Consider the following 21,832-nt stretch of genomic DNA (forward strand, 5'->3'; position numbering starts at 1 on the left):
ACATTAACCCTCAGTGATGACTTTTTAGGAGAAACATCATGTCAGTGATCAACACCAACGTTAAAGCTCTTGCAGCACAAGGCTCGCTGAGCAATGTGAACAAGGCTCTCGAAACTTCGATGGAGCGCCTGTCTACTGGTTTGCGCATCAACACCGCCGCCGACGACGCAGCAGGCTTGGCCATTACCAACCGTATGACTTCTCAAATCCGTGGTTACGCCGTTGCCATCCGCAACAGTAACGACGGTATCTCGATGACTCAAACCGCCGACGGCGCTATGGGGCAAGTGACCAGCATGTTGCAGCGCATGCGTGAACTGTCTGTGCAAGCAGCCAACGGTGCAATGTCTGACGCAGACCGCGGCAACATTCAGCAAGAAGTGTCACAACTGAAAATGCAAATTGACGATGTGGCTAACAAGACTAACCACAACAACATCAAGTTGTTGGACGGCTCGGCTGGCAAGATTGTTTTGCAAACTGGCACCAACGCCAACGACACCATGACCATTGGTTTTGGTTCTGTGAAAACCAAAGACATTGGCTTGGGTTCACGCGCTGCATTGACATCTACAGGTGGTTTTACTGGCGCATCAGCTGGTACTGCTAATGCTGCTTTTGTGGCAGGCTCTATCACTTTGAATGGCGTATCTGTTGGCGCTTCATTAGACATTAGCGATACATTGTCATACCAAGCTGCTGCAGGCTCTAAGGCAACCAGCGCAATTGCCAAAGCAGCGGCCATCAATGCAGTATCAGCACAAAGCGGCGTATTTGCAACTGTTGGTCAAACTACAGTTTCAGGCGTTGTTCAAGCTACAGGTACTGCAGTTGCCGGCATGGTCAAGGTCAACGGCGTTGACACTGCAGCCTTCACGTTAACAACCAACAACGAGATTAACCGTGCGACTGTTGCCAAAGCAATTAACGACATTTCTGACCGTACTGGCGTGCGTGCAACCAACACTGGTGACGATAACCAAGGCTTGAGCTTGGTGGCTGCTGATGGCCGCAACATAACTTTGGCTGCAGGCTCAACACCTGGTACCGCTACATTTGGTCAAATGGGTTTAGCCGCTGCTGGTACTTATGTCGGTTCTTACGAGTTGAGCACCAAAGATGGCGCACCTATCACCGTGGGTAGCTTGGTTTCAAACGTGCAAACTGGCGAAAAAGTATCAGGTTTGAACTTCGGAACATACGCTGCTGACAAAGCACAGATTGTTACTACCGACCGTACTGTTCAAGTGGCAGCTCCAACCAATGCAACCTCTGGTTTGCTGGGTGGTAACACATTGGTGATCAATGGTGTGGGTATTGCTGCTGCTAACGGCGCCTCTGACACTGCTTCTTATGAAGGCTCTCTGGCTGTCAGTTCGACAAAAGCTGCTAGTGCGATTTCGATTGCTGCTGCGATCAACAAATCCACAAGCATGACAGGTGTGACTGCTACGGCGGCAGCCAACGTTGTTGCTGGCACAGGTTTCACTGCAGGTGTGGTTACAGCGATTGAGCTCAATGGTGTTTCATTTACATCCACTCTGGGTGCAAATTCGACCCGCGACGACGTGTTGTCAACCTTGAACGCTAAGTCTGGTGAGACAGGTGTTGTTGCAACGGCTTACGATGCGGGTATTAAATTGACAGCTGCCGATGGTCGCAATATTTCTATTGCTGTCACTGGTACTGGTGGTGCTGCTGCATTGGGCTTGACAGGTGTGACGGTTGGTGCAGCAGGTGCGGGCGCTACTCACTACGCTGGTGTTCAGTTGTCTTCTGACAAAGCCTTCACAGTTGACAGTGGCAGCGAAGGTGATACTTTAGGATTTAAAAATCTTGGTTTCACTCAAGGTACTTTTGGTGGTGCTAACTCCGGCGTTAAAGTCGCCGAGATTGACGTGAGCACTATGGCTGGTGCAACGACAGCACTGAAAGCTATTGATGCTGCCATCAATACAGTTAGCCAGTATCAAGCCACTGCAGGCGCATACCAAAATCGTTTGGATGCAGTGGTCAGCAACTTGACCGAGTCGACTCAAAACATGTCTGCCTCACGCAGCCGTATTTTGGATACTGACTACGCGACAGAAACTACTGCGATGGCTCGTTCACAAATCGTTGCACAAGCCGCTACAGCGATGTTGGCTCAAGCCAACCAATCGGCACAGTCTGTGCTGTCACTCTTGAAGTAAGTTCGAATTAAAATTCGACTTTTCCAAAACGGCGAGCTTTGCTCGCCGTTTTTTTTGGTTGATAGAATGTTGAAATACTGACAAAAATATTTCTGCTCACCATGAAACAAATACAAGCCTCAGAGTTGGTTGATCACATTGAAGTAATTTTGGGCGGAGTCTCATGCCTATCTCTTGATTGTTTTGACACAATTTTCTGGCGAAATTTCGCATCGCCAGTTGACGTTTTTTTTGAATTCGAAAAAAATTCTTTATTCTCTAAATATGGAATAAAAGCTGCTCATCGTATTAGTTTTGAAAAAAGAGCACGATTTCAAAAATATATAAATACAGGATCTACGGAAGTCAATTTATATGAAATATACAAAGAAGGACTCCCACTTCTGAATGAGTATGAAATAATTAAATTAATTCATGCGGAAATAGAAACAGAAATAAAATATGGTTATATATTTTTTCCTGTGCTAAAGCTTATTAAGGCTGCGAAACAAAAAGGACTTAAGGTTATCATTGTAAGTGATACATATTTAAAGAGCGATGAATTATTGCAACTGATTAGATCAAAAGAATCGAATATTGATAATTTAATTGATAATGTTTTCACATCATGCGAAAATTCGAAATCAAAAGCAGATGGAATATGGGAGAATGTTTTAAATAGTATTAATATACCACCTGCGGAAATTGTTCACATTGGTGATAGTTATCGATCCGATTTTTTGTCGGCCTCATCATTTGGAATTAAATCTATGCATTTAATTCAGCACTCCGATCAGGTAGAGCAAATTTTAGATGCTCGTGTGAATGCTGGTTTGCAATTGATGCCAAATTTGAGATTTAAGCAGGGGATGCCATCACTCAATCATGGTATCTTTTCCGAAGTTAAATTTGATGAAGAATCGCTATATTCTATAGGCTTTAGGTCGATAGGGCCAATTCTTTCAGGTTTTACTAATTTCATTGAGACTACGGTTAACAACCTTTCAAAAAGCTCCAAAGACTTCAAAGTTGCATTTCTAATGCGAGATGGATATTTGCCGTCGCTATGTTTAAAAAGTGTTTTGCCAGAAAGAGAACTGTGTAGTTTAAACATAAGCCGTTTTACAGCTATTGCAGCTTCATTTTATTCAAAAAATGACATACTTGCTTTTATCAAAGATGGTGTAAGCGCGGGAAGCATTGATTCATTGCTTAAACAACTCCTGTTAAATAATGAAGATATCAAATTTTTTCAAGAGCACACCGACAGGAATCACTACGAACTTTTGCTTTCTCTAATTAAATTTATTGAAATAAAGGAAATTCAAGAAAAAATAATTTCACGTTCGTTTAATTTCAGAGAAAGATTAATGCGTCATGTGCGACGCGAGACCGGTGTCTCTAACGGACAGACTTTAGTATTGATAGATCTTGGGTACAATGGAACTATTCAGAATAAGCTGAAAAAAATATTACTAAATGAAATAAATGTTAATCCGTATGGCATTTATTTAATATCGAATTGCGTTAATTTAGATAATTTAGATAGAGTTGGTTTAATAGATCAAAGAAATTATGATTTGAGAACTATTCAAACATTAACTAAATATATTGCAACTCTTGAGATGATGTGCACAAATCAATACGGCAGTGTTGTAAATTACGAAGATGATGGAACCCCGCTCTTATTAGCTAGTAAATATAATGCATCGCAAATTGAACGAATTAAAGCAATTCAATCTGGTTGCGTTGATTTTGTTGCGAAATTTAATGAATCTAATTTCGGTGAAAATATCTATGATGAAGAGTATTTTTCTTCATCAGTTGCATCAGATCTCGCGCGATTATTGTTTTTCCCTCTTCGGCATGAGTTGCGTGCCTTATCGGAATTTCAATTTGATGTAAATTTAGGCAGCGAGACCAGTGTAGATCTTTTAAACTTTAGCAAATGTGAAGAAGATTTACGAAGAGTAGGTATAACTTATACGGCAATTGGCGCTCAATCTGCTATAAATAAAGAGCTAAGGATGAGTCATCCATTAGAGATTCGTAAATTTGATTTATTCTTATCTAATTATTTAATGGCTGCAAATAGATTTGGATTAAATGTTAAATTGAAAGATTTTTCTTATGCTGATTTTTCAATTAAACTTTTGCTAGTTAATGAGTCAGCGCAAAATATTTTAGATCTAGAAACTTTCAAGACTTATGAAGGATTTTATACATGCGTTATTCCCCCTGTTTCTAATGCAAGCGTTGGAATTTCATTCGGAAAATATTCAGGTTTAGTCCAAATTCAAGAGTTAATTGTTTGGGATTCAGACTCATTGGCTGCTGGCGATAAATTGATCGAAGGTTTAGATTATGAATTTGAAGGCTGTGAAAAAATTCGTGAAAATATTTTTAGATTTGATGGCGGTTCATTTATTGAGATAAAGTCGATAAAATTTGATCTGAAAAATTCAATTATGATAGTTTTCAGGCCGCTTGATTAAACTGGGCTATAGATTAAATGATTAATATTATTGCATTTCATTGCGTTCCTTATGATGTAGATCCTAATGTTGAAAACTTTTGGATTTTATTAAGTGAACGCTTACGTTTATTAGGGAGAAATCTTATTCTTATAACGACGACTGAAATATATTCAAATAATATTGAGTATGTCCAAGTCCCGTTTAAGATTACAGAGTACCATTCTCTTGATTGTGCTGCTACCAATACTATTTCTAACGCTACTGAAATTAAATCGATTCAAAATTGGTATAAGTGTGGATTCGAGGAGGCGGTAGCTAGGCTTTTAGTTTGTGAAAATTTATTTAAGAAATTATTTAATGAGCTTAATCCATCTGCCGTGATTTCTTGGCAAAGTGCTAACCCAATATCACGATTGGTTAGACGACTGTGCTTGGATATGGATCTGCCTTGGTGGTGTGCCGAACGTGGTTGGATAAATGACACTTTGATGCTTGATTTATCTGAGAATAATCGATTGAGTGAAGTTACTACAAGTTTTGCGTTGAATAGAATTTATTATCAGTATAAGTCAAAACCAGACTTGTATGAAAATATTAAAGCTAGGTTGGTGAAGGGCAAGAGTACTGCTAGATATGCGGAAAAAAAATGTACCAGTGAAGAAAATATAAGAAAACTTTATGAAATTCCTGCGGCATCAAAGATTTTTGTACTATTTACGCATGGAGAGCCTCATTTAAATGCATTGGATAATAAATTGACAATAAATCATTCAATGGACTCTGATGGATTGGAACTTAAAATCAAGAGTATTGCTCACGCAATAAGTTTAAATAACGATTATTTGATAATCAAAGAACATCCTTTTAATTCTTTGTATGATTCTGAAATTAATATGGAATCCTTTGATTGTAAAAATATAATCATGTCGAAGCTTGAAGGGGTTGATCAGCTTTTATTTCAGGGTAATTATTTTTTATTTACTTGTAGCACGATTCAGTTTAATGCCGCACTTATGGATAAGCGTTTTGGTTTGTTATCGCGGGGTTTGTTGAGTGGGCCGGATATGGCGCCATTTGTTGATGACTTTAATTCAATTGAAGATTTTTTAAATTGTATAAAAAATAAAAATGATTGGGTTAAAAGAAATGAAGAAGTAAAGAAAATGATTTGTTTTTTATTTGATTATTGTTTATTGGATATAAGCCCTGATAATTCTTCAGCCTCTTCAGAGGAGCTGGCTAAACATCTTGCAATTTATAATTGATACTATAATTAATATTTGTCTTTATGAAAGTTTTGCATTTATGTCTTACTCCACTTGCTGGTGCGCCTATTCGATTGGTGCAAGCGCTGAATAGATTCACGGATGTTGAAGCGAGATTGGTGAATTTTAATCCGCGTATATATGGAAATAGGGCCTTCGACGAAGACATAGATTTTACAAAACAATCCGAATTAGTGCATGAATTAGTTGAGAAAGCGGACATTGTTCATTGCCATCACTGGATTGAACTACAAAACAATCCTTTTGGAATAGATTTAACGCGCAAGTTAGTAGTAAGGCAATTCCATTCAGAACCTGGGTTTGTTTCACGTCATGCAGGGGTTCCTGTTGAAATTATTCTTAATGATCGCTGCCCTCAGCTTGTGGTCGCCCAATTCCATGAGCGGCTTTACCCCAATGCCCGACCTGTTCCCAACCTGCTCAACTTTGATTCCATTGATATTGCTCTGGGGGCGCCACTCTTGGCTAAAAAAAACGCTAAGTGCAGTGTGTCGTTTGCCCCAACCAGCGAAGTCCCGGCAGGCATGGATCGTTGGAATACAAAAGGAGCACCCGAAACACTGGTTTTGCTTGGCAAGCTTCAGTCAGAGTTGGATTTCAATATGGACGTTTTTCGCGATTTGCCACATGCTCAATCATTAATACGCAAAGCAAGCGCTGATATTGTGATTGATGACATGGTGACGGGTAGCTACCATCTTTCCGGATTAGAGGCAATGGCTTTGGGTAAGCCAACGTTAGGTTTTTTAGACTCCCGCATGGTTGCCACACTTTGCCTACTCACAGGAAGCGCGTCTTTGCCGTGGATAAATATGCATTTGACGGCCTTACCGAAAGCATTGGTTCACCTCCTAAAGAATGTTGAGTTACGGTGCAACTTAGGACAGTATTCGGCAGCTTGGATGCGACAATATTGGAATACACAAAATCTTGTTGTTCATTACGTTCAAGCTTATCAAGATATTTTACGGGGTCAAACTCATCTTCGTCAAATACCGATTAATGCGTTGTCTGACCAAGTGATACCTGACCTTAATTGGCTCAGTCTTACTGAAGGTTTATACTCTGTAAATTAGTAGAGAAAGAAATTAAATGCTGCCTCGAGTAAATAACATCCGCACCGAAACAGGTGAGTTCCTTCTCTTTTCTACAGAGGACTATATTTCAAGGCATCTCTACGCCAAAGGTAGCTGGGACCCTCATCTGCTAACAATAAGTCGGCTCATCTATAAAAAACTTTCGACACCTGTAATTTTGGATATTGGTGCCAATCTTGGTGCTTACTCTGTCCCTGTCGCACGTGAAATCATGGAAACTGGAGGCCAAATTTATGCGTTTGAGCCACAGCGAATTGTCTATTATCAGTTGTGCGGTAATGTTGTTCTTAACAGATTAGACAATGTATTTACATATAACGTTGCATTAGGTTCAACCGAGAGGCAAATTGAGATACCAGCGCTTGATTTCGAGCAAAGCGATAACGTTTGAGCTTTTTCGTTGGATCCAGAAGTTCACAAGCTGACTCAGGTTCCGCCACGGACTAATGGTCAAACAGAAATAGTCCCGATGATTATTCTCGATTCGGTGAAATTACATGTTTCGCCTTGTCTAATCAAATTAGACGTTGAAGGTATGGAGTTACCCGTGTTGCAAGGCGGCGTCAACTTTCTTAAAGAACATCAGTTTCCTCCAATTTTGCTTGAAATTTGGGGTTATGAATGGTACAAAATTAACAAACAAGACTTGCTTGAGTTTCTCTTGTCCCTAGGTTACTAGCTAACTCTTATCCATGCCCATGACTATATTGCGCAGCACCCTCTAAACCCAAGCGGTTGTTGCATTCAGAGAGGAAGCGATGGAGTGTTCGTGCGTATTTAGTGGATTTTTTCTGTTTCGAAAAGTGATAAATAATTGTTAAGTTGAAGACTTTTCCTGTTCGCGCAAAAAAATCTGTGTTCAACCTCGAACTCCTCCAACGTTAGGTTTTGGCCCGTGCCAGAGAGTTGTTTTAAATCTAACCGTTCGATGATCATGTCCAGACACCAACAGTACCATTTTTAAGTTAAATCGGCGTTTATTGACATATTCTAGGCGATGTGTTGATTCAAGAGGTTGGCCGCCATGACTGAAGACATATTTGCTTGCGCTATTTATGACATTGCATCGTTTAGTTTGTTCTGTACCGTGGTTATCAGTTTTGTTTAGGATGCTAGGTCGTAGTAATCAACATTAACCTATGTGGTGCTGTTCGCTGTGGTGGTCTTGCAGTATGCGAACAGCGCGTTCGCGCTCTTTGGGGGAAAAACGATTTGATTTGCTCATAGCTTCATCTTCTCAAAGGTTGGTGCCTCCTCAAAACACGGGGTGATTCATCCGATGAAGTCGAGCGAGCTTGAGACGTTCAGAGAATATTTCATTCGATGTTTTGCCAGCCCTTAACTTTGCAGTCTTCTCGCTCGTACAAGCCCTTGCCTACAATAATAAGCTGAGTTGGTAGAGTACTTTGCCTGCAATACTTTGCCATTTTTTGAGGCCTGTGATCCAGTCAGATGCAAAAGTACTGCCTGATTTGATTTCTATGGCCTGCAGCCCAGCAGGCGTGCCAACTAAGACATCCACCTCATGGCCTGTGCTGTCCCGCCAAAAGAACAAGTCCGAGGCTTTGCCTTGGTTGAACCGTTGTTTGATCAACTCGCTCACGACAAAGGTTTCAAATAGCGCGCCGCGGGTTGCATGGGTGTCAAGCGTGTTGGCATCACGAATACCCAGTAGCCAGGCCATCAAACCCACATCCAGGAAAAAAAGTTTGGGGCACTTGACCAGCCGTTTGCCAAAGTTTTGATGGTGCGGCTGTAAGCGCGTGACCAAATAACTGGCTTCTAAAAACCGACAGCCACTCTCGCGCAGTGTTGGCAGAGAGCCCGCAATCGGCACCCAGTGAAGTGAGGTTCAAGAGTTGCCCTGACCGAGCCGCACACATTTTGACAAAGCGTTGAAATTGCGACAGATCACGTACCGCAATCAATTGCCTTACATCACGTTCAATGTAGGTTGCGATTTAGTTGCTGAACCAATCTTGCGGGCTCACGTCACGGTTATATAGGCTTGGATAGCCGCCTTGCAGCAGCATGGTGTTGATATCACTGGGTAATTTTTCTGCTGCTCTCAACTCTTGTGCAGTCAGTGGTAAGAGTTCGACGCGACCCACTCGTCCAGCCAAGGACTGGGTGATGCCCGCAATCAATTCAAATTGTGCATAACCGGTGAGTACAAAGTCGCCCATCACACCGCGCTCGTCCACCAAGGTTTGTAGCAACGACAACAAAGCAGGGCAGCGTTGTACTTCGTCCAAGATGGCGCCTTGATCGAAACGTGCCAAGAACCGATGTGGGTCGCTATTGGCAAACTCCAGTTCATCTGGGTTTTCAAGTGACACATACTCTTTTTGCGCAAACACATGTTTGGCCAAAGTTGTTTTGTCCGATTGGCGCGGCCCTGTCAAAGCAACGATGGGAAACCACTTGGCAAGGCGCTGTAGCGTGGATGTGGCTTGGCGTGGAATCCGTTCTTACAAATCCGATGTTAAAGATCTAATCTAGGTTTTATCGCTTGTGAACGCAAGCTAGATCAGTGTGAGAACTATCTGGCACCGGTTTTGCTTAGATGTGTACATGCGCCTTCGCATTTCTGCGATTGGCATGTTTTTCTGACACCACTAGCAGGAGTAATCCATGACCCTCATTCAAGAATTGATGAACCAAGCCGCCGTTGGTAGCTTGCTCAACGCGCAAACCATCCAACGTTTCAGCCCTGCTGAAATTCGCGAGACGATTCAAGCGCTCGTCGCCACAGAGCAGCTCGAATTGGCCAACGCCTTGGGCGACGCTGGCATGAGCCTGTACCCACACAGCGAAGACATCTTGGCTATTACAAGTTTGTTGGCCATGATGAACCAAGACTGGCCTTTGGCTGTCGAGCTCATGGATGAGCTGGTTGAAATTCAAGGTGCCAACACACCTCCCTTTACATATGTGATGCTGGTTCGCGCCTTGCGTTGCAACCTCGACCCCGTGCGCGCTTTGGCTGTGGCGCGTCAGGGCTTGGCTGTTTACCCAGACCAAGTGGAGCTGGTGGCTGAGAAGTTGTCGCTGGATGATTTCAGCGACGCCATGATGCCGACATCGGGCGTTCAGCACTAAGCGGCAACGCAAGTGTCACTTAGCGGCAAGCGGCAACCGCTTGCCGTTTTAGATGACAAAACCTTGCCACTGAATACTTAAATGAACGAAATGACATCGGCAAAAAAGGGTAAACCCCTATTTAGCAGCGTCAAAATTAGTTGGCACGCTATGTGCTTAATCAGTTGCAAGTTTGATTGACCACGTCTGGTCAGGAGAAAAAAATGGCAGTAATTAACACCAACGTCAAAGCATTGTTTTCACAGATGGCACTCGGATCTTCCGGTCGTGCTCAAAGTGTGGCGATGCAGCAATTGTCAACCGGCAAACGCATTAACTCAGCTCGCGATGATGCTGCGGGTATGGCTATTGCCACACGCATGACGCAGCAAATTCGCAGCTTAAACCAGGCAGTGCGAAATGCGGGTGATGCCATCACGCTGATCCAGACCGCTGAAGGCGCGACCAACGAAATCACAGACATGATGCAACGCATGCGTGAGTTGGCCATTCAGGCAGTGAACGATACAAACGACAACGCGCAACGCAGTTACTTGGATCTTGAGTTCCAGCAGCTGAAGCAACAAATTGTTCAGATTGCCGACAACACCGAGTGGAACGGTTTCCCCGTGTTGAACGGAACAGCTGGCGAGCGCGTTGGCGAAATGCCAGTATTCAAGGCAACGTCTAAAAACCAGTTTGGTGGTGTCTTTATTGACCCAACCACCACACGTACGATCAATGGTGCAGGTTCTGGTGAGATCCAGACGCTGACACTTGCCCCAGTTTCACCTGCAACGGTTCCTTCTGAAGGCATCGTCAGTGTGGCGGGTGTGTCTGTGCAAATTACAGCCACTGAAGCTGCCGCAGGCATGACCACGGTGATGAACAAGATCAAGTCAACCTTGACCGACAACACCTTCTTTAATGCAAATTCTGGCCGCAAGGTTGAGCTCACTGCAAACGCAGGTGAGTTGAAGATTACTTACAACAGCACCGATGGTGATGTCCCTGACACAGCCATCACCTTGGGGTCGTCCAACATGACGGCGACCACGCCCGTGGTGGCACGCAAGGCTATGACCAGTGCGACTGAGGTGTTTGCCAACAACGGCAAGTTCTTGCAAAGTGGCGCGCTCAAGATGAGTGTCAACTCTAGCAATACCAACGTCACGGCATCATTCATTACCCAAGACAACAAGACCATTTTGTTGACAGGTACATTGACTGCAGCGACTGGTGTCGTGAGTTTTGCCAAAAGCGCAGGCTTAAACAGTTCAGTGCTTTCGGATGACCTGAGCTACACATTCCGTGACCCAAGTGGAACGGCTTTGGATCTTTCTGTAGCCACTGGTATTCCTCGTGACCTTTCCGTGAACGTGGATGTGGCTGGCAGTATTCCGACATTGCGCGCCGGCGACTTGATGATCAATGGCGTCACCATTGGCCCATCTGTGGCAGCTGACGACTTGCAGTCGCCACGCAACAACGCAGCAGGCAGTGCCATCGCCAAAGCCGCTGCAATTAACCGTGTGGCTGTAGACCAAGGCATTAGCCAAGGCGAATCGCAGTCCATCACATTCTCAGGCACACCGATGCCCGGCACCATCACGGTGGCGGGTGTGAGTGTGGTGCTGACCAATGCAGACAAAACGCCTGCAGATGCAGCTGAAAAAATTGCAACAGCTTTGCAAGCGAGCCCGTTGTTTGACCAATCAACAGGTCGTTTGGTGACTTACGCCAAAGGCTCGGGTGTTGTGAACATTGACTTCCCGACCAGCGAAGGCAATGTATCGGCCATCGAAATTGCCCCGGGTGCAACTGGCTTAGCCAGCACAGTCAACACGACTGCCCAATATTTGACATCGGTACCTGGTACAGGTGTGTTCGCTAAAGTGAACGAAAACGTTTTCACTGGCAAAGCCATGACAGGGTCTTCGGTGACCTCAGGTGTGGTGTTTGTCAACGGCTATGCGTCTGCCAACATCACCACGGTGTTGAACAACCCGCAAGCTACCCGTGAAGCTGTGGCTCGCGCCATCAACTTGATCAGTGACAAGACAGGTGTCAAAGCGATTGACACAGGATCTGAGGCCAAAGGTATTTCTTTGGTGGCAGTTGATGGTCGCAACATTGAAGTGCGCTTTGAAACACCTGACAACGCCAGCGTATTTGGCGACCGCATTGGTATGCGTGAGGGTGTGCAAAGTTCGACGATTTCTTTGGAATCTAAAATTCAAGCGCCTGTGATGCTGACCTCGGCATCATCAGGTGACATTACCCGCGCCGGTTTGGACGCAGGTAATTACTCTAAAAATGAATCGGTGCTGAGCACAGCGACACGTGCTGCTGTGGCTCCTGCAACTGCACAAGTTAGCAGTGTCGAGTTCACAGGTACCGTTGCCAGTGGCGACACTGCAACGATCGTGATCAACGGCACTCAGTTCATATCGACTGCGACCTTGACTAAGCCTCAAGCAGTGCGTGATGACTTGATCACAAAGATCAATACCAACAAAAATCTAGGCGTCATTGCGACAGCCGGTGGCAAAGTTGGCGAAATTTTGCTGACGGCAAAAACTCCAGGTATGTCGTACACCATGACAACCACCAAGAGTGCTAGCGCAACAGCAATGGGTGTGGCAGCGAAAGAAATCACACCCAACGCCGTGGCAGATGTCAAGAATTTGGGCATGGATGATCTGATGATCAATGGCGTCAAGATTCGCCCCAGCACACCCAACGATGATCGTTTTTCAACCACAGCAGTTACCAGCAGTGACCCAGGTTCAAGCGCCATTGCTTTGGCTGCAGCTATCAATGACAGCACCAATTTGACGGGCGTTCGCGCTGAAGCCAACCCCGTGGTGTCAAAAGGTATCAACACTTTGACTGGCGTGCCTTTGAGCGGCAAGCAATCGTTGTGGGTGAACGACACAGAAATTCAAGTGGATTTCGTGCAAAACGAATCCGGTACCGATCGTCGCACCAAGGTGATGGACGCCATCAACCAACGCGTAGGCCAACACGGTGTGACTGCAACAGACAACGGTTACGGTGTAACCCTGAGCTCTGACGGTCGCAACATGTCGGTGTGGTTTGACTCCAGCAAAGACGATTTGTCCGCAGCCAACTTCGGCTTGGACAAGGGCGGCGCAGTTGCGCAAGTTTCTAAAGTCAAGGTGGGTGGAACTAACCCGACAGCAGCAACGACTGCAATGGTGACGATTAACGGCGTGGAGGTTTCTGCTGCCTTGGTTTCGGGTTCTGCTCCAGGTGTGTCTGCCATTGCGTTGCGTGACGCAATCAATGCCAATGCATCACTCAAGAATATCGAAGCAAGTCTGGACCCTGCTGACAGCACATCTGTGTTGATCAAGTCAACAGTGGCAGGTAGTGGTTTTGATTTGCGCGGCGCTAAATTCGGTACTACAGGTATTGCTGGCACCGAAACAATGACCATGAGCACCGTGACCGCCAACAACGCAGGCAAAACAGACGTCACAGCGATTGACTTGAGCACTGCTTACAGCGACAACGTGTTGGCTGGCGAGAGCAATGCCAAAAACGTGAGCACGATGTACGGCACGGTCAAACTGATTGCTGATGCACCTGTGTTGCCAGGTTTGCCTGGTGCCGATGGCATCAAGCCTTCTCAGTTGGGCCTGAGCGGTTCTGCCATTGTGATCAGCAGCGGTGCTGACGGTTTTGGCGCGCTGAGTAACTTCTCGACATTGGGCTTCCACGAGGGCACCTTCGGTGGCCGCGCAAGCCAAGAAATGGATCCTCCTAAAGTGGGTCGCATGGCTTTCCAAGTGGGCGCTTCGGCGAACCAAGTGGTGACCATCGATTTGGCCGACTTTGGTAAGAACGGCTCCATCACAGGCCAGATCACGGGTGACGTGGACTTGGCAGAAGATGCGCGCAAAGTGCGTATCCACACACGTGATGGTGCAACCGCTGTGCTCAACTTGTTGGATGCAGCGATGGACAAGGTCAACGCCACACGCGCCACCATGGGTGCGGTGATGAACCGACTTGACCACGTGGTGAACAACTTGACCAACGTGTCGATGAACATGTCTACGTCTCGTAGTCAGATTGAAGATGCCGACTACGCGTCTGCTTCGACCGAGCTGGCCAAGACGCAAATCATGCAGCAAGCCGCTACTGCGGTGCTGGCGCAAGCCAACACCAGCCAGCAGTCGGTGCTCAAACTCTTGGGTGGTTAATGGCAGCCACTAGCCCCACACCCTTACCCAAGGGCCCCAATTGCTGGGAGTGTCGCTACATGGCGATCACGTGGGATGTGCGCATGCCTTACGGCTGCAAGCTCATGGGCTTTCGTTCGAAAGTCGTTCCCTCGTTGGAGGTGCTGCGCACGGACGGGCGGTTTTGTGGCGGTTTCTCGCCTAAACCAGCCAAGACAGACGCCCAAAAAGTATCGAAGAAGCCTGTCGGTAACTCGTCGCAACGTCGAGAAAATGACCCTCGCAGGCCTGTTTACCACATTAATTTAATTACATAGGTTACAAAACAACCTGGCACGGCCTTTGCATAACAGTCTTACCTTTATTTCGGACTGTACTCAAAGTGAATGCTTCTTCTGTCAACGTAATTCATGCCGTTTGGTTGGACCCTTTTAGTCCAATCGACGCCGCAGAACGCGCCCAGCTGGATGCCGCAGGTATCAGTCTGGAAACTGTGTCTACCTTGGGCGACCTCACGCTGGCTTTGCGCCGTGCACATGTGCTGGTCATTCGCTTGGGCGATAGTGCCGAGCTACTCAAGGAAGTTCAAACCCTCATTGCCCAACTCGGCCACACCGTGCCCGTGCTGTGCCGCGTGGACCGTCGCCGCATGGAAGTGGCTGTGGACGCGATGCGCTTGGGTGCGTTGCATGTGTTGTCGTCAGACGAGTGGTCTGCCGCCGCATGGCAAGGCGCTGTGAAAGGCCTGAACGCCCCCGAACTCAAAACCAAAAGCTACGTGTTTGTGGACCCCATCAGCCAGCATTTGTTGGCCTTGGCCCAACGCGTGGCACAAACCGATGTGACGGCTTTGCTGGTGGGTCCCACAGGCGCTGGCAAAGAAGTGTTGGCCCGTGTGTTGCACGAGTCATCACCCCGCGCCAAGGCGCCGTTTGTGGCGCTCAACTGCGCGGCCATGCCCGAGCACTTGATCGAAGACATGTTGTTCGGTCATGAGAAGGGCGCTTTTACCGGCGCTTTGAAAGAGCACAAAGGTTTGTTTGAACAAGCCCATGGCGGCACCATCTTCTTGGACGAAATTGGCGAGATGCCCATGAACTTGCAAGCCAAGTTGCTGCGCGTCTTGCAAGAGAAAAAACTCAACCGCTTGGGCGGCGAAGCCACCATCGACCTCGACATCCGCGTGATCGCGGCCACCAACAAAGATTTGAAGCTCGCTATTGAGCAACGCGAATTCCGCGAAGACTTGTATTTCCGCATCAGCACTTTCCGCTTGCGCATTCAGCCTTTGAAAGACCGTCCAGGTGACATCGTGCCTTTGGTGGCTCAGTCCTTGGCCCGTCACGTCAAAGGTGGTTTGCCTTTCACGGTCACGTCAGAAGCGCAAGTGTTGTTGCAAAGCTACCCCTGGCCTGGCAATGTGCGCGAACTCGAAAACGTGGTGCAACGCGCCGTGGTGTTGAGCGGTGGCCGCACCATCAGCCCCGCACATTTGATGTTTGACGATGCACAGATGGACGAGCAAGCCATGCCCGCGATGCCCAGCATCGCCGCAGCCTTGCCGCCAACTTATGCGCAAGCGCCTGTTGAACCTGCATCTGTTGCAGCCGCACCCGTGGCACCCGCCGTAACTTATTACGCCTCTGTGCCAGCCTATGGCGCCACCGCAATGGCACCGATTGAGATGCGCGAAGAGCCAGCAGCCCCCATCAACCTGGACAGCGCGGTCAAAGCCAGCGAACTGCAAGTGATCATGGCGGCCATTCAAAGCACCGACAGTCGCCTAGAAGCAGCTGCCAAGTTGGGCATCAGCCCACGCACCTTGCGCTACAAGCTGGCGCAAATGCGCACCCGTGGCATGAATGAAGGAGCCTCAGCATGATTGACCGCATCTCCAACGCCAACATTCAATCGATGATTGAAACGCTGCGTTCGCACCAGACGCAGGCCACCGGTGTCAATTCGCCTGCTGGCGAAACGTCGCCCACCAAGATTCAAGGCCAGCCCGACTTCTTCAAGTCGGTGCAAAACGCGCTCGACAGCGTGAACGAAACACAGCTCAAGTCATCGGCCATGCAAGACGCCTATGACCGCGGCGAAGAAGTACCGCTCACCGAAGTGGTGTTGAGCATGCAGAAATCGTCGCTGGCTTTTGAAGCCACCTTGCAAGTACGCAACAAAGTGATGAAAGCGTACGAAGAAATCATGAACATGCCTGTGTGATGCTGGATTGAAAGACTGATATGGCAACCGATACCTTAAACATGAACGCTGTGGGCATGCCCGTAGCCAACGGCGTAGACAACGCTTCAGCCTCCAATGCGAATGGTGCTGCGTCAGGCGACGCATCACGCATGCCCGCATGGATCAACGCCAAAGAAGGCCCCGGCGCCGTGGTGATGGACGTGCTGCGTCAACCCAGTGTGCGCAAGGTCTTGCCCTTTGTGGTGATCTTCATGCTGCTGATGTCGGTGGCCGTGTTCTTCACCTCGATGAAGCCCACGCCTTACCGTCCTTTGGTGTTGATGCTCAATGATGCAGACAAGCAGTTAGCCATCGAAGCCTTGAAGACCGGCGAATACAAGCCAGAGGTGGACGCCAACACTGGCCAAATCTCTGTGCCCACCAACCGTTACCAAGAAGCCCGCATGTTGCTGGCTTCCAAAGGTTTGCCACGCACCGAAGCTTCGGGCATGGACAACCTCAAAGACATGCCCGCCATGACCACCAGCCAGTTCATGGAGCAGGTGCGTTACAACAACGCGATGGAACAAGAGCTGGCGCGCAGCATTGTGCAAATCGGCGGCATCAAATCAGCCCGCGTGCATTTGGCAGCGCCCAAGCAAAGCGTGTTTGTGCGTGACCGCGCACCTACCAAGGCTTCGGTCATCATCACGCGTTTGCCTGGCCGCACCATTTCATCGGCCAACGTGCAAGCCATCATCCAATTGGTGGCGTCTAGCGTGCCTTACCTTGCGCCTGAAAACGTGTCGGTGGTCGACAACTTTGGCAGCTTGATGAACGACATGTTGACGGAAGCGCCTTTGGGCTTGACCGCACAGCAGCTCACCCACAAGCAGCAGATGGAAGACCTCTATCGCACCCGCTTGATTCAGTTGCTGGCCCCCATCGTGGGCGAAACCAACGTGACGGCTCAGGTGAGCATGAGCTTGGACTTCACGCAAACCGAAGTCACCAACGAAGAATTTGATGGCCAAGACAAAGGTCCCAAGACACGTTCTGAATTGTTTGTGGAAGACCGCAACACGTTCCGTGATGCGATTGGTATTCCTGGCTCGTTGTCCAACACACCGCCAGCGCCGACCAACCCACAAGCCACCACGCAAACCAACGCCGACCCCTTGAAGGGCGTGAGCGAAAAAGGCGTGCAAGTGACAGCCCGTAGCACCAAAAACTACGAACTCGACCGCGCCGTGCGTCACACCAAAGGTGCCATGGGCACGATCACCAAGATTGGTGTGGGTGTGTTGATCAACGAACGTCCTGTGGCACCGGGTGCCAAGGTCGAAAAGAACGCCGATGGTTCTACCCCAACCTCAGTGCCTTACACCCCAGAAGAAATCGAACGCTTGAACCAATTGGTCAAAGGCGCTGTCGGTTTCAACAACGACCGTGGTGACGTGGTCACCGTGGTGGGCACCAAGTTTGAGCCTCAGTACGACCCAACAGTCATCCCTTGGTACCGTGACGAGAACTACCAAGTCATGGTCAACGCCGGTGTGGTGGGTGGCATCTTCTTGCTCATCCTCTTGACCGTGGTTCGTCCGATGGTGCGCCGCTTGTTGGCCCCCGAGATCGATCCCAAAGCCTTGGCCGCTGCAGCTGCCGATGCCGCCACCTCCCAAGCGCAAATGGCGATTGATGTGGCCACCGCTGAGAACGCTGCCGCACAAGCTGCCGCTGCACACGCCAAGCGATCACACGAAGGCGAGATGCTGCGTATTTCCGAAGAGGCCATCCGTGCCGCCGAAGAGTCCGCCCGCTTGGCCCAAGATGCCACCCGTACTGCTGAAGAAGCTCGCCTTGCCGCAGAAGCCAAAGCTGCCGCAGATGCCTTGGCTGCTGAAGAAGCCCGACTGCGCGAAGAAGCGTTGCGTGCTGAGCGTGATGCACAAATTGCAGTCGAAGCTGCAGCACACCATGCGGCTGTCAATGCAGCGGCTGAAGAGTCATCGGAAGAAATTGAAATTGAAGAAGGTGAGTCGCTGGAGTCGGTCAAAGCCCGCATGGCCAGCATGAAGCCTAAGAAACAGTCAATCTCTGCCGACTTGCTCAACACAGCCAATTCGTATGACGATAAAGTGGCGTTGATTCGCATGATCATGGCTGAGGACTCCACCCGCGTGGCGGGTGTGCTCAAGAGCTTGATCGAGAAGTAATAAATTTTCCGAGGATTTGAATCATGGCTGACGACACCATTGTGATGACCGACAAACTGCGTGCTGAGCTCGCAGGCATTACCAGCACCCAACGTGCTGCCGTTTTGATGCTGTTGCTCGGCGAAGAGCAAGCGGCAGAAATCATCAAATACCTGAGCCCCAAAGAGGTCCAAGCGCTGGGCGCTGCGATGGTGCAAGTGGCCAACTTCTCACAAGAAGCGGTCAACTATGTGCTCGACGAATTTGTGGACCATTTGAAGAACCAAAACAACGTCAGCATCGGCGGTGCCGACTATGTTGAAAAAGTCATGCGCCTCGCCTTGGGTGACGACAAAGCCGCCTCGGTGTTGGGCCGCATCATGCCGGGCCAAGGCACCAAAGGTTTGGACATCTTGTCGTGGATGGATGCCCGTGGCATTGCCGACATGATTCGTGGCGAACACCCACAAGTGGTGGCCATCATCTTGTCGCTCTTAGAGAGCGAAGTGGCCGCTGACGTTTTGAACTATTTGCCACCCGACACCCGTGCCGAGGTGATTCAACGCGTGGCCAGTTTGGACACCGTGCAGCCCTCTGCCATGGCCGAACTCGAAGCCATCATGAAGCAGCAGTTCTCCAAGAACGCATCGGCCCAGTCGTCGAGCTTTGGTGGCATTCAAGCTGCAGCCAAGATCATGAACTTGACCAAGACGGCGCTGGAAGCCAGCATCATGAACGGCTTGAACGACATTGATCCGGACTTGATGCTCAAGATCCAAGACAACATGTTCACCTTCGAGAACTTGGTCAGCGTGGACAACAAAGGTATCCAGGTGCTCATGCGTGCGGTGGAGCCAGACATGTTGATGATGGCCTTGAAAAATGCCAGCGAACCCTGTCAAGCCCGTTTCTTCGACAACATGTCCGAACGTGCGCGCGGTATGTTCCGCGACGACATGGAAGCCAAAGGCCCGCAACGCATGGCTGACGTGGAAGATGCGCAAAAGCAGATCATGCGCAAAGCGCGTAAGTTGTCCGATTCGGGCGAATTGATCTTGGGCGGCGCAGACTTTGTTTAATCAACCCCATCCCGTTCGGGCTGACGTTCCTTGGCAGCCCAATGCCGGCATCGCAGAAAAACTGAGCAGCCGTGGCTATGCCACGACCAGCTGGACCAACGATGAGCCGCAAACGTTTGCGGACCTGAGCTACCCAGCCAAGTCCAGCGGGTTTTCGGCGGCGCATTACCAACCGATGCGCCAACCTTTGTCCAAGCAAGCCCAAGCTTCGCTCGCACTCTTAGAGGGCGAGTACCGCAACGAGGCATTGGGCGAAGAAAAACCTGCGTCTCACGTGGGTTCAGAAACCAACGAGCATTTGCCGTTTGTGATGGACTCATTTGGCGCGACACGCAAATCTAAATTGCGTGTCAACGTCGACGCCTCTGTGTTGCAACGTGCGTTGGCACAAGCCGAATTGGCCGAGACCTTGGTGGTCAGCCCCATCACGTCCGACGACAAAGTGGCAGACCCGATCGTGATTCATCCCGATGTGGCAGACGAGGCAACGCCTGAGTCATTGGCCGCAGAGGCCGCTGCCACGGAAGCCACAGACGTTGTGGACGCAGCGCCCGAAGTTGAGGTGGCTGCTGAAACACAAGAAGCTGAGGCCGTTGAACTAGCTGAAGCCGTTGAACCCATAGAGCCCGAACTGCCCGCAGTGGTGGGCGGTATTCCCCCTGAAGAAGTCGCGCAGCGCGAGGCCGAACAATTTGCCAAGGGCTTGGCCCAAGCGCAAGAAGAAGCTGCGGTGCAGCTGGCCGCAGCGGTGGAACAAGCCATGGCCGAAGGTTTGGCCAAAGGGCTGGAACAAGGCAAAGCCGAAGGTCAGTCGGAAGGTTTGCAGCAAGGCTTAGAACAGGGCAAAGAACAAGGTCTGGCCGACGGCGAGCAAGCAGCGCGCGCCGCAGTGGCCGAAGAAATGGCCGCGCAACGCGTGTTGTTTGAAAACGCATCGACCGAACTGGGCGCGCTGATGGCAGACCCCAAGAAATTTTTTGAGCCGCTCAAACGCCTCGCCCTGCACATTGCCGAGCAAGTGGTGGTGGGTGAGTTGCAAACGTCCAGCAAAGCGATGGAGCGTTTGGTGCAGCGTTGCTTGGATGAGTTGGATCACCCGGTGCATGGCGCGGTGGTGTTGGAACTCAACCCCGCAGACAAAGCCCGCTTGCAAGAACACAGTGCCGACTTCATCAAAGGCATGCGCCTTGAAGCCGTGCATGACATGCAACCCGGCAGTGTGCGCGTGTTTGCCAATGACACCGTGATTGAAGATTTGGTGGCGCATCGCCTTGAAGGCTTGGCGCATGCCTTGCTGGTCGATGTGCCTGCGTGGCGCGAAAAGTCGCCTCTGGCGCAACCCCTTTTAGAAGTTCAAGAAGAAGCGGAGGACGACGATGTTCATTCCTGACGTCATCAACACCTTGTTGATGGGTTTGATTTTCATGGTCGTGATTGTGACCATCGTGCGCCCGTTTGTGCTCAACATGGTGGGCCAAGTCGCCTCCAACAGCGAGATGCAAAAAGCAGCCGTTGCTGCGGTTGAGCGCGAGATGATTCGCAAGGCCGAATTGTTTGAAGCCCAGCGTGCGGACAAAATCAAATACCAAATGTTGCTTTTGGAAAAGCCTGAAAAGCCAAGGCCAAAACCTGTGTTTGAAACCGAGCCAGAGCCCGAGGTGGTGCCCGAGCCCGCGGTGGCTGTTGAGCCTGAGGTGGTGGCCCAAGAGCCCGTGACGGCAGAAGTGGCTGAAGCCCCTGTGGACCCAGCGCCTGCTGAAGTGGCCTTGGCTGAAGGCGACGCAAGCGCCGAAGCGCCAGCAGCTGAGCCCGAAGAAGAAGCGATGGCGGAAGGCGAGATTGAAATTCGCGAAGGCGAAACTTTGGCTGAAATCAAAGACCGCATTCGCAAAGAACAACAAAAAGCCAAGAAGCCCACCATTCCGCCAGAGTTGCTCAACAGCGCCAACAGCTACGAAGACAAAGTGGGCGTGGTCCGCATGGTGGTGCAAGCCGACCAAGGCCGTGTGGCCGCTGCGATTCGCGGCATGATTGAAGTGAAGTAAACAAAC

The 21,832-nt window shown here is 49.1% G+C and carries 15 protein-coding genes and 1 pseudogene; 14 read left to right on the forward strand and 2 right to left on the reverse strand.

Annotated elements, in window-relative coordinates; genetic code table 11:
* Positions 1 to 38 precede the first annotated feature (38 nt).
* From B9Z44_RS09715 to B9Z44_RS15470, 6 genes are all read left to right on the forward strand, one after another.
* Positions 39 to 2,192 (forward strand): flagellin N-terminal helical domain-containing protein, encoded by a 2,154-nt coding sequence (locus B9Z44_RS09715; protein ID WP_108402314.1) that lies wholly within the window; start codon positions 39 to 41, stop codon positions 2,190 to 2,192.
* A 101-nt stretch (positions 2,193 to 2,293) separates the two neighbouring features.
* Positions 2,294 to 4,666 carry an HAD family hydrolase gene (locus B9Z44_RS09720; RefSeq protein ID WP_108402315.1) on the forward strand — a complete coding sequence of 791 codons (2,373 nt, stop codon included), beginning with the start codon at positions 2,294 to 2,296 and terminating at the stop codon, positions 4,664 to 4,666.
* A gap of 17 nt (positions 4,667 to 4,683) precedes the next feature.
* A complete protein-coding gene (locus B9Z44_RS09725; RefSeq protein ID WP_146180610.1) occupies positions 4,684 to 5,913 on the forward strand; it encodes a hypothetical protein in 1,230 nt (409 codons plus the stop codon).
* 23 nt (positions 5,914 to 5,936) lie between these two features.
* Positions 5,937 to 7,010 (forward strand): glycosyltransferase, encoded by a 1,074-nt coding sequence (locus B9Z44_RS09730; protein WP_108402317.1) that lies wholly within the window; start codon positions 5,937 to 5,939, stop codon positions 7,008 to 7,010.
* A 16-nt stretch (positions 7,011 to 7,026) separates the two neighbouring features.
* Positions 7,027 to 7,422 carry an FkbM family methyltransferase gene (locus B9Z44_RS09735; RefSeq protein ID WP_108402318.1) on the forward strand — a complete coding sequence of 132 codons (396 nt, stop codon included), beginning with the start codon at positions 7,027 to 7,029 and terminating at the stop codon, positions 7,420 to 7,422.
* Between the two features lie 9 nt (positions 7,423 to 7,431).
* Positions 7,432 to 7,710: an FkbM family methyltransferase gene (locus B9Z44_RS15470; RefSeq protein WP_108402319.1), complete on the forward strand. Its 279-nt coding sequence runs from the start codon at positions 7,432 to 7,434 to the stop codon at positions 7,708 to 7,710.
* Positions 7,711 to 8,406: 696 nt separating this feature from the next.
* Here the strand turns inward: B9Z44_RS15470 and B9Z44_RS15260 are convergent.
* Positions 8,407 to 8,959 (reverse strand): annotated as a pseudogene (locus tag B9Z44_RS15260) (DUF4143 domain-containing protein).
* Positions 8,960 to 8,992: 33 nt separating this feature from the next.
* Positions 8,993 to 9,436, reverse strand: coding sequence for an AAA family ATPase (locus B9Z44_RS15265; protein ID WP_211308700.1), 444 nt, complete (start codon positions 9,434 to 9,436; stop codon positions 8,993 to 8,995).
* 229 nt (positions 9,437 to 9,665) lie between these two features.
* On the opposite strand from B9Z44_RS15265, the gene B9Z44_RS09750 reads away from it, so the two are divergent.
* From B9Z44_RS09750 to B9Z44_RS09790, 8 genes are all read left to right on the forward strand, one after another.
* Complete coding sequence (locus B9Z44_RS09750; protein WP_108402320.1) at positions 9,666 to 10,133, forward strand: hypothetical protein; 468 nt, start codon at positions 9,666 to 9,668, stop codon at positions 10,131 to 10,133.
* 203 nt (positions 10,134 to 10,336) lie between these two features.
* Positions 10,337 to 14,344 carry a flagellin N-terminal helical domain-containing protein gene (locus tag B9Z44_RS09755; protein ID WP_108402321.1) on the forward strand — a complete coding sequence of 1,336 codons (4,008 nt, stop codon included), beginning with the start codon at positions 10,337 to 10,339 and terminating at the stop codon, positions 14,342 to 14,344.
* 361 nt (positions 14,345 to 14,705) lie between these two features.
* Entirely contained in the window at positions 14,706 to 16,205 is a 1,500-nt protein-coding gene (locus B9Z44_RS09765; RefSeq protein WP_211308701.1) for a sigma-54 interaction domain-containing protein, read from the forward strand.
* Positions 16,202 to 16,546: a flagellar hook-basal body complex protein FliE gene (fliE, locus tag B9Z44_RS09770; protein WP_108359691.1), complete on the forward strand. Its 345-nt coding sequence runs from the start codon at positions 16,202 to 16,204 to the stop codon at positions 16,544 to 16,546. The genes B9Z44_RS09765 and fliE overlap by 4 nt, the downstream gene beginning before the upstream one ends.
* Before the next feature lie 20 nt (positions 16,547 to 16,566).
* Complete coding sequence (fliF, locus tag B9Z44_RS09775) at positions 16,567 to 18,723, forward strand: flagellar basal-body MS-ring/collar protein FliF (protein ID WP_108359690.1); 2,157 nt, start codon at positions 16,567 to 16,569, stop codon at positions 18,721 to 18,723.
* A gap of 23 nt (positions 18,724 to 18,746) precedes the next feature.
* Positions 18,747 to 19,781, forward strand: a complete 1,035-nt coding sequence (fliG, locus tag B9Z44_RS09780; RefSeq protein ID WP_199220216.1) for a flagellar motor switch protein FliG — start codon at positions 18,747 to 18,749, stop codon at positions 19,779 to 19,781.
* Complete coding sequence (locus B9Z44_RS09785; protein ID WP_108402323.1) at positions 19,774 to 21,171, forward strand: FliH/SctL family protein; 1,398 nt, start codon at positions 19,774 to 19,776, stop codon at positions 21,169 to 21,171. The genes fliG and B9Z44_RS09785 overlap by 8 nt, the downstream gene beginning before the upstream one ends.
* On the forward strand, positions 21,158 to 21,826 hold the full coding sequence (locus B9Z44_RS09790; RefSeq protein WP_108402324.1) for a hypothetical protein: 669 nt from the start codon (positions 21,158 to 21,160) through the stop codon (positions 21,824 to 21,826). The genes B9Z44_RS09785 and B9Z44_RS09790 overlap by 14 nt, the downstream gene beginning before the upstream one ends.
* Positions 21,827 to 21,832: the final 6 nt, after the last annotated feature.

The sequence above is a fragment of the Limnohabitans curvus genome, assembly GCF_003063475.1.
Classification (GTDB): Bacteria; Pseudomonadota; Gammaproteobacteria; order Burkholderiales; family Burkholderiaceae_C; genus Limnohabitans; species Limnohabitans curvus.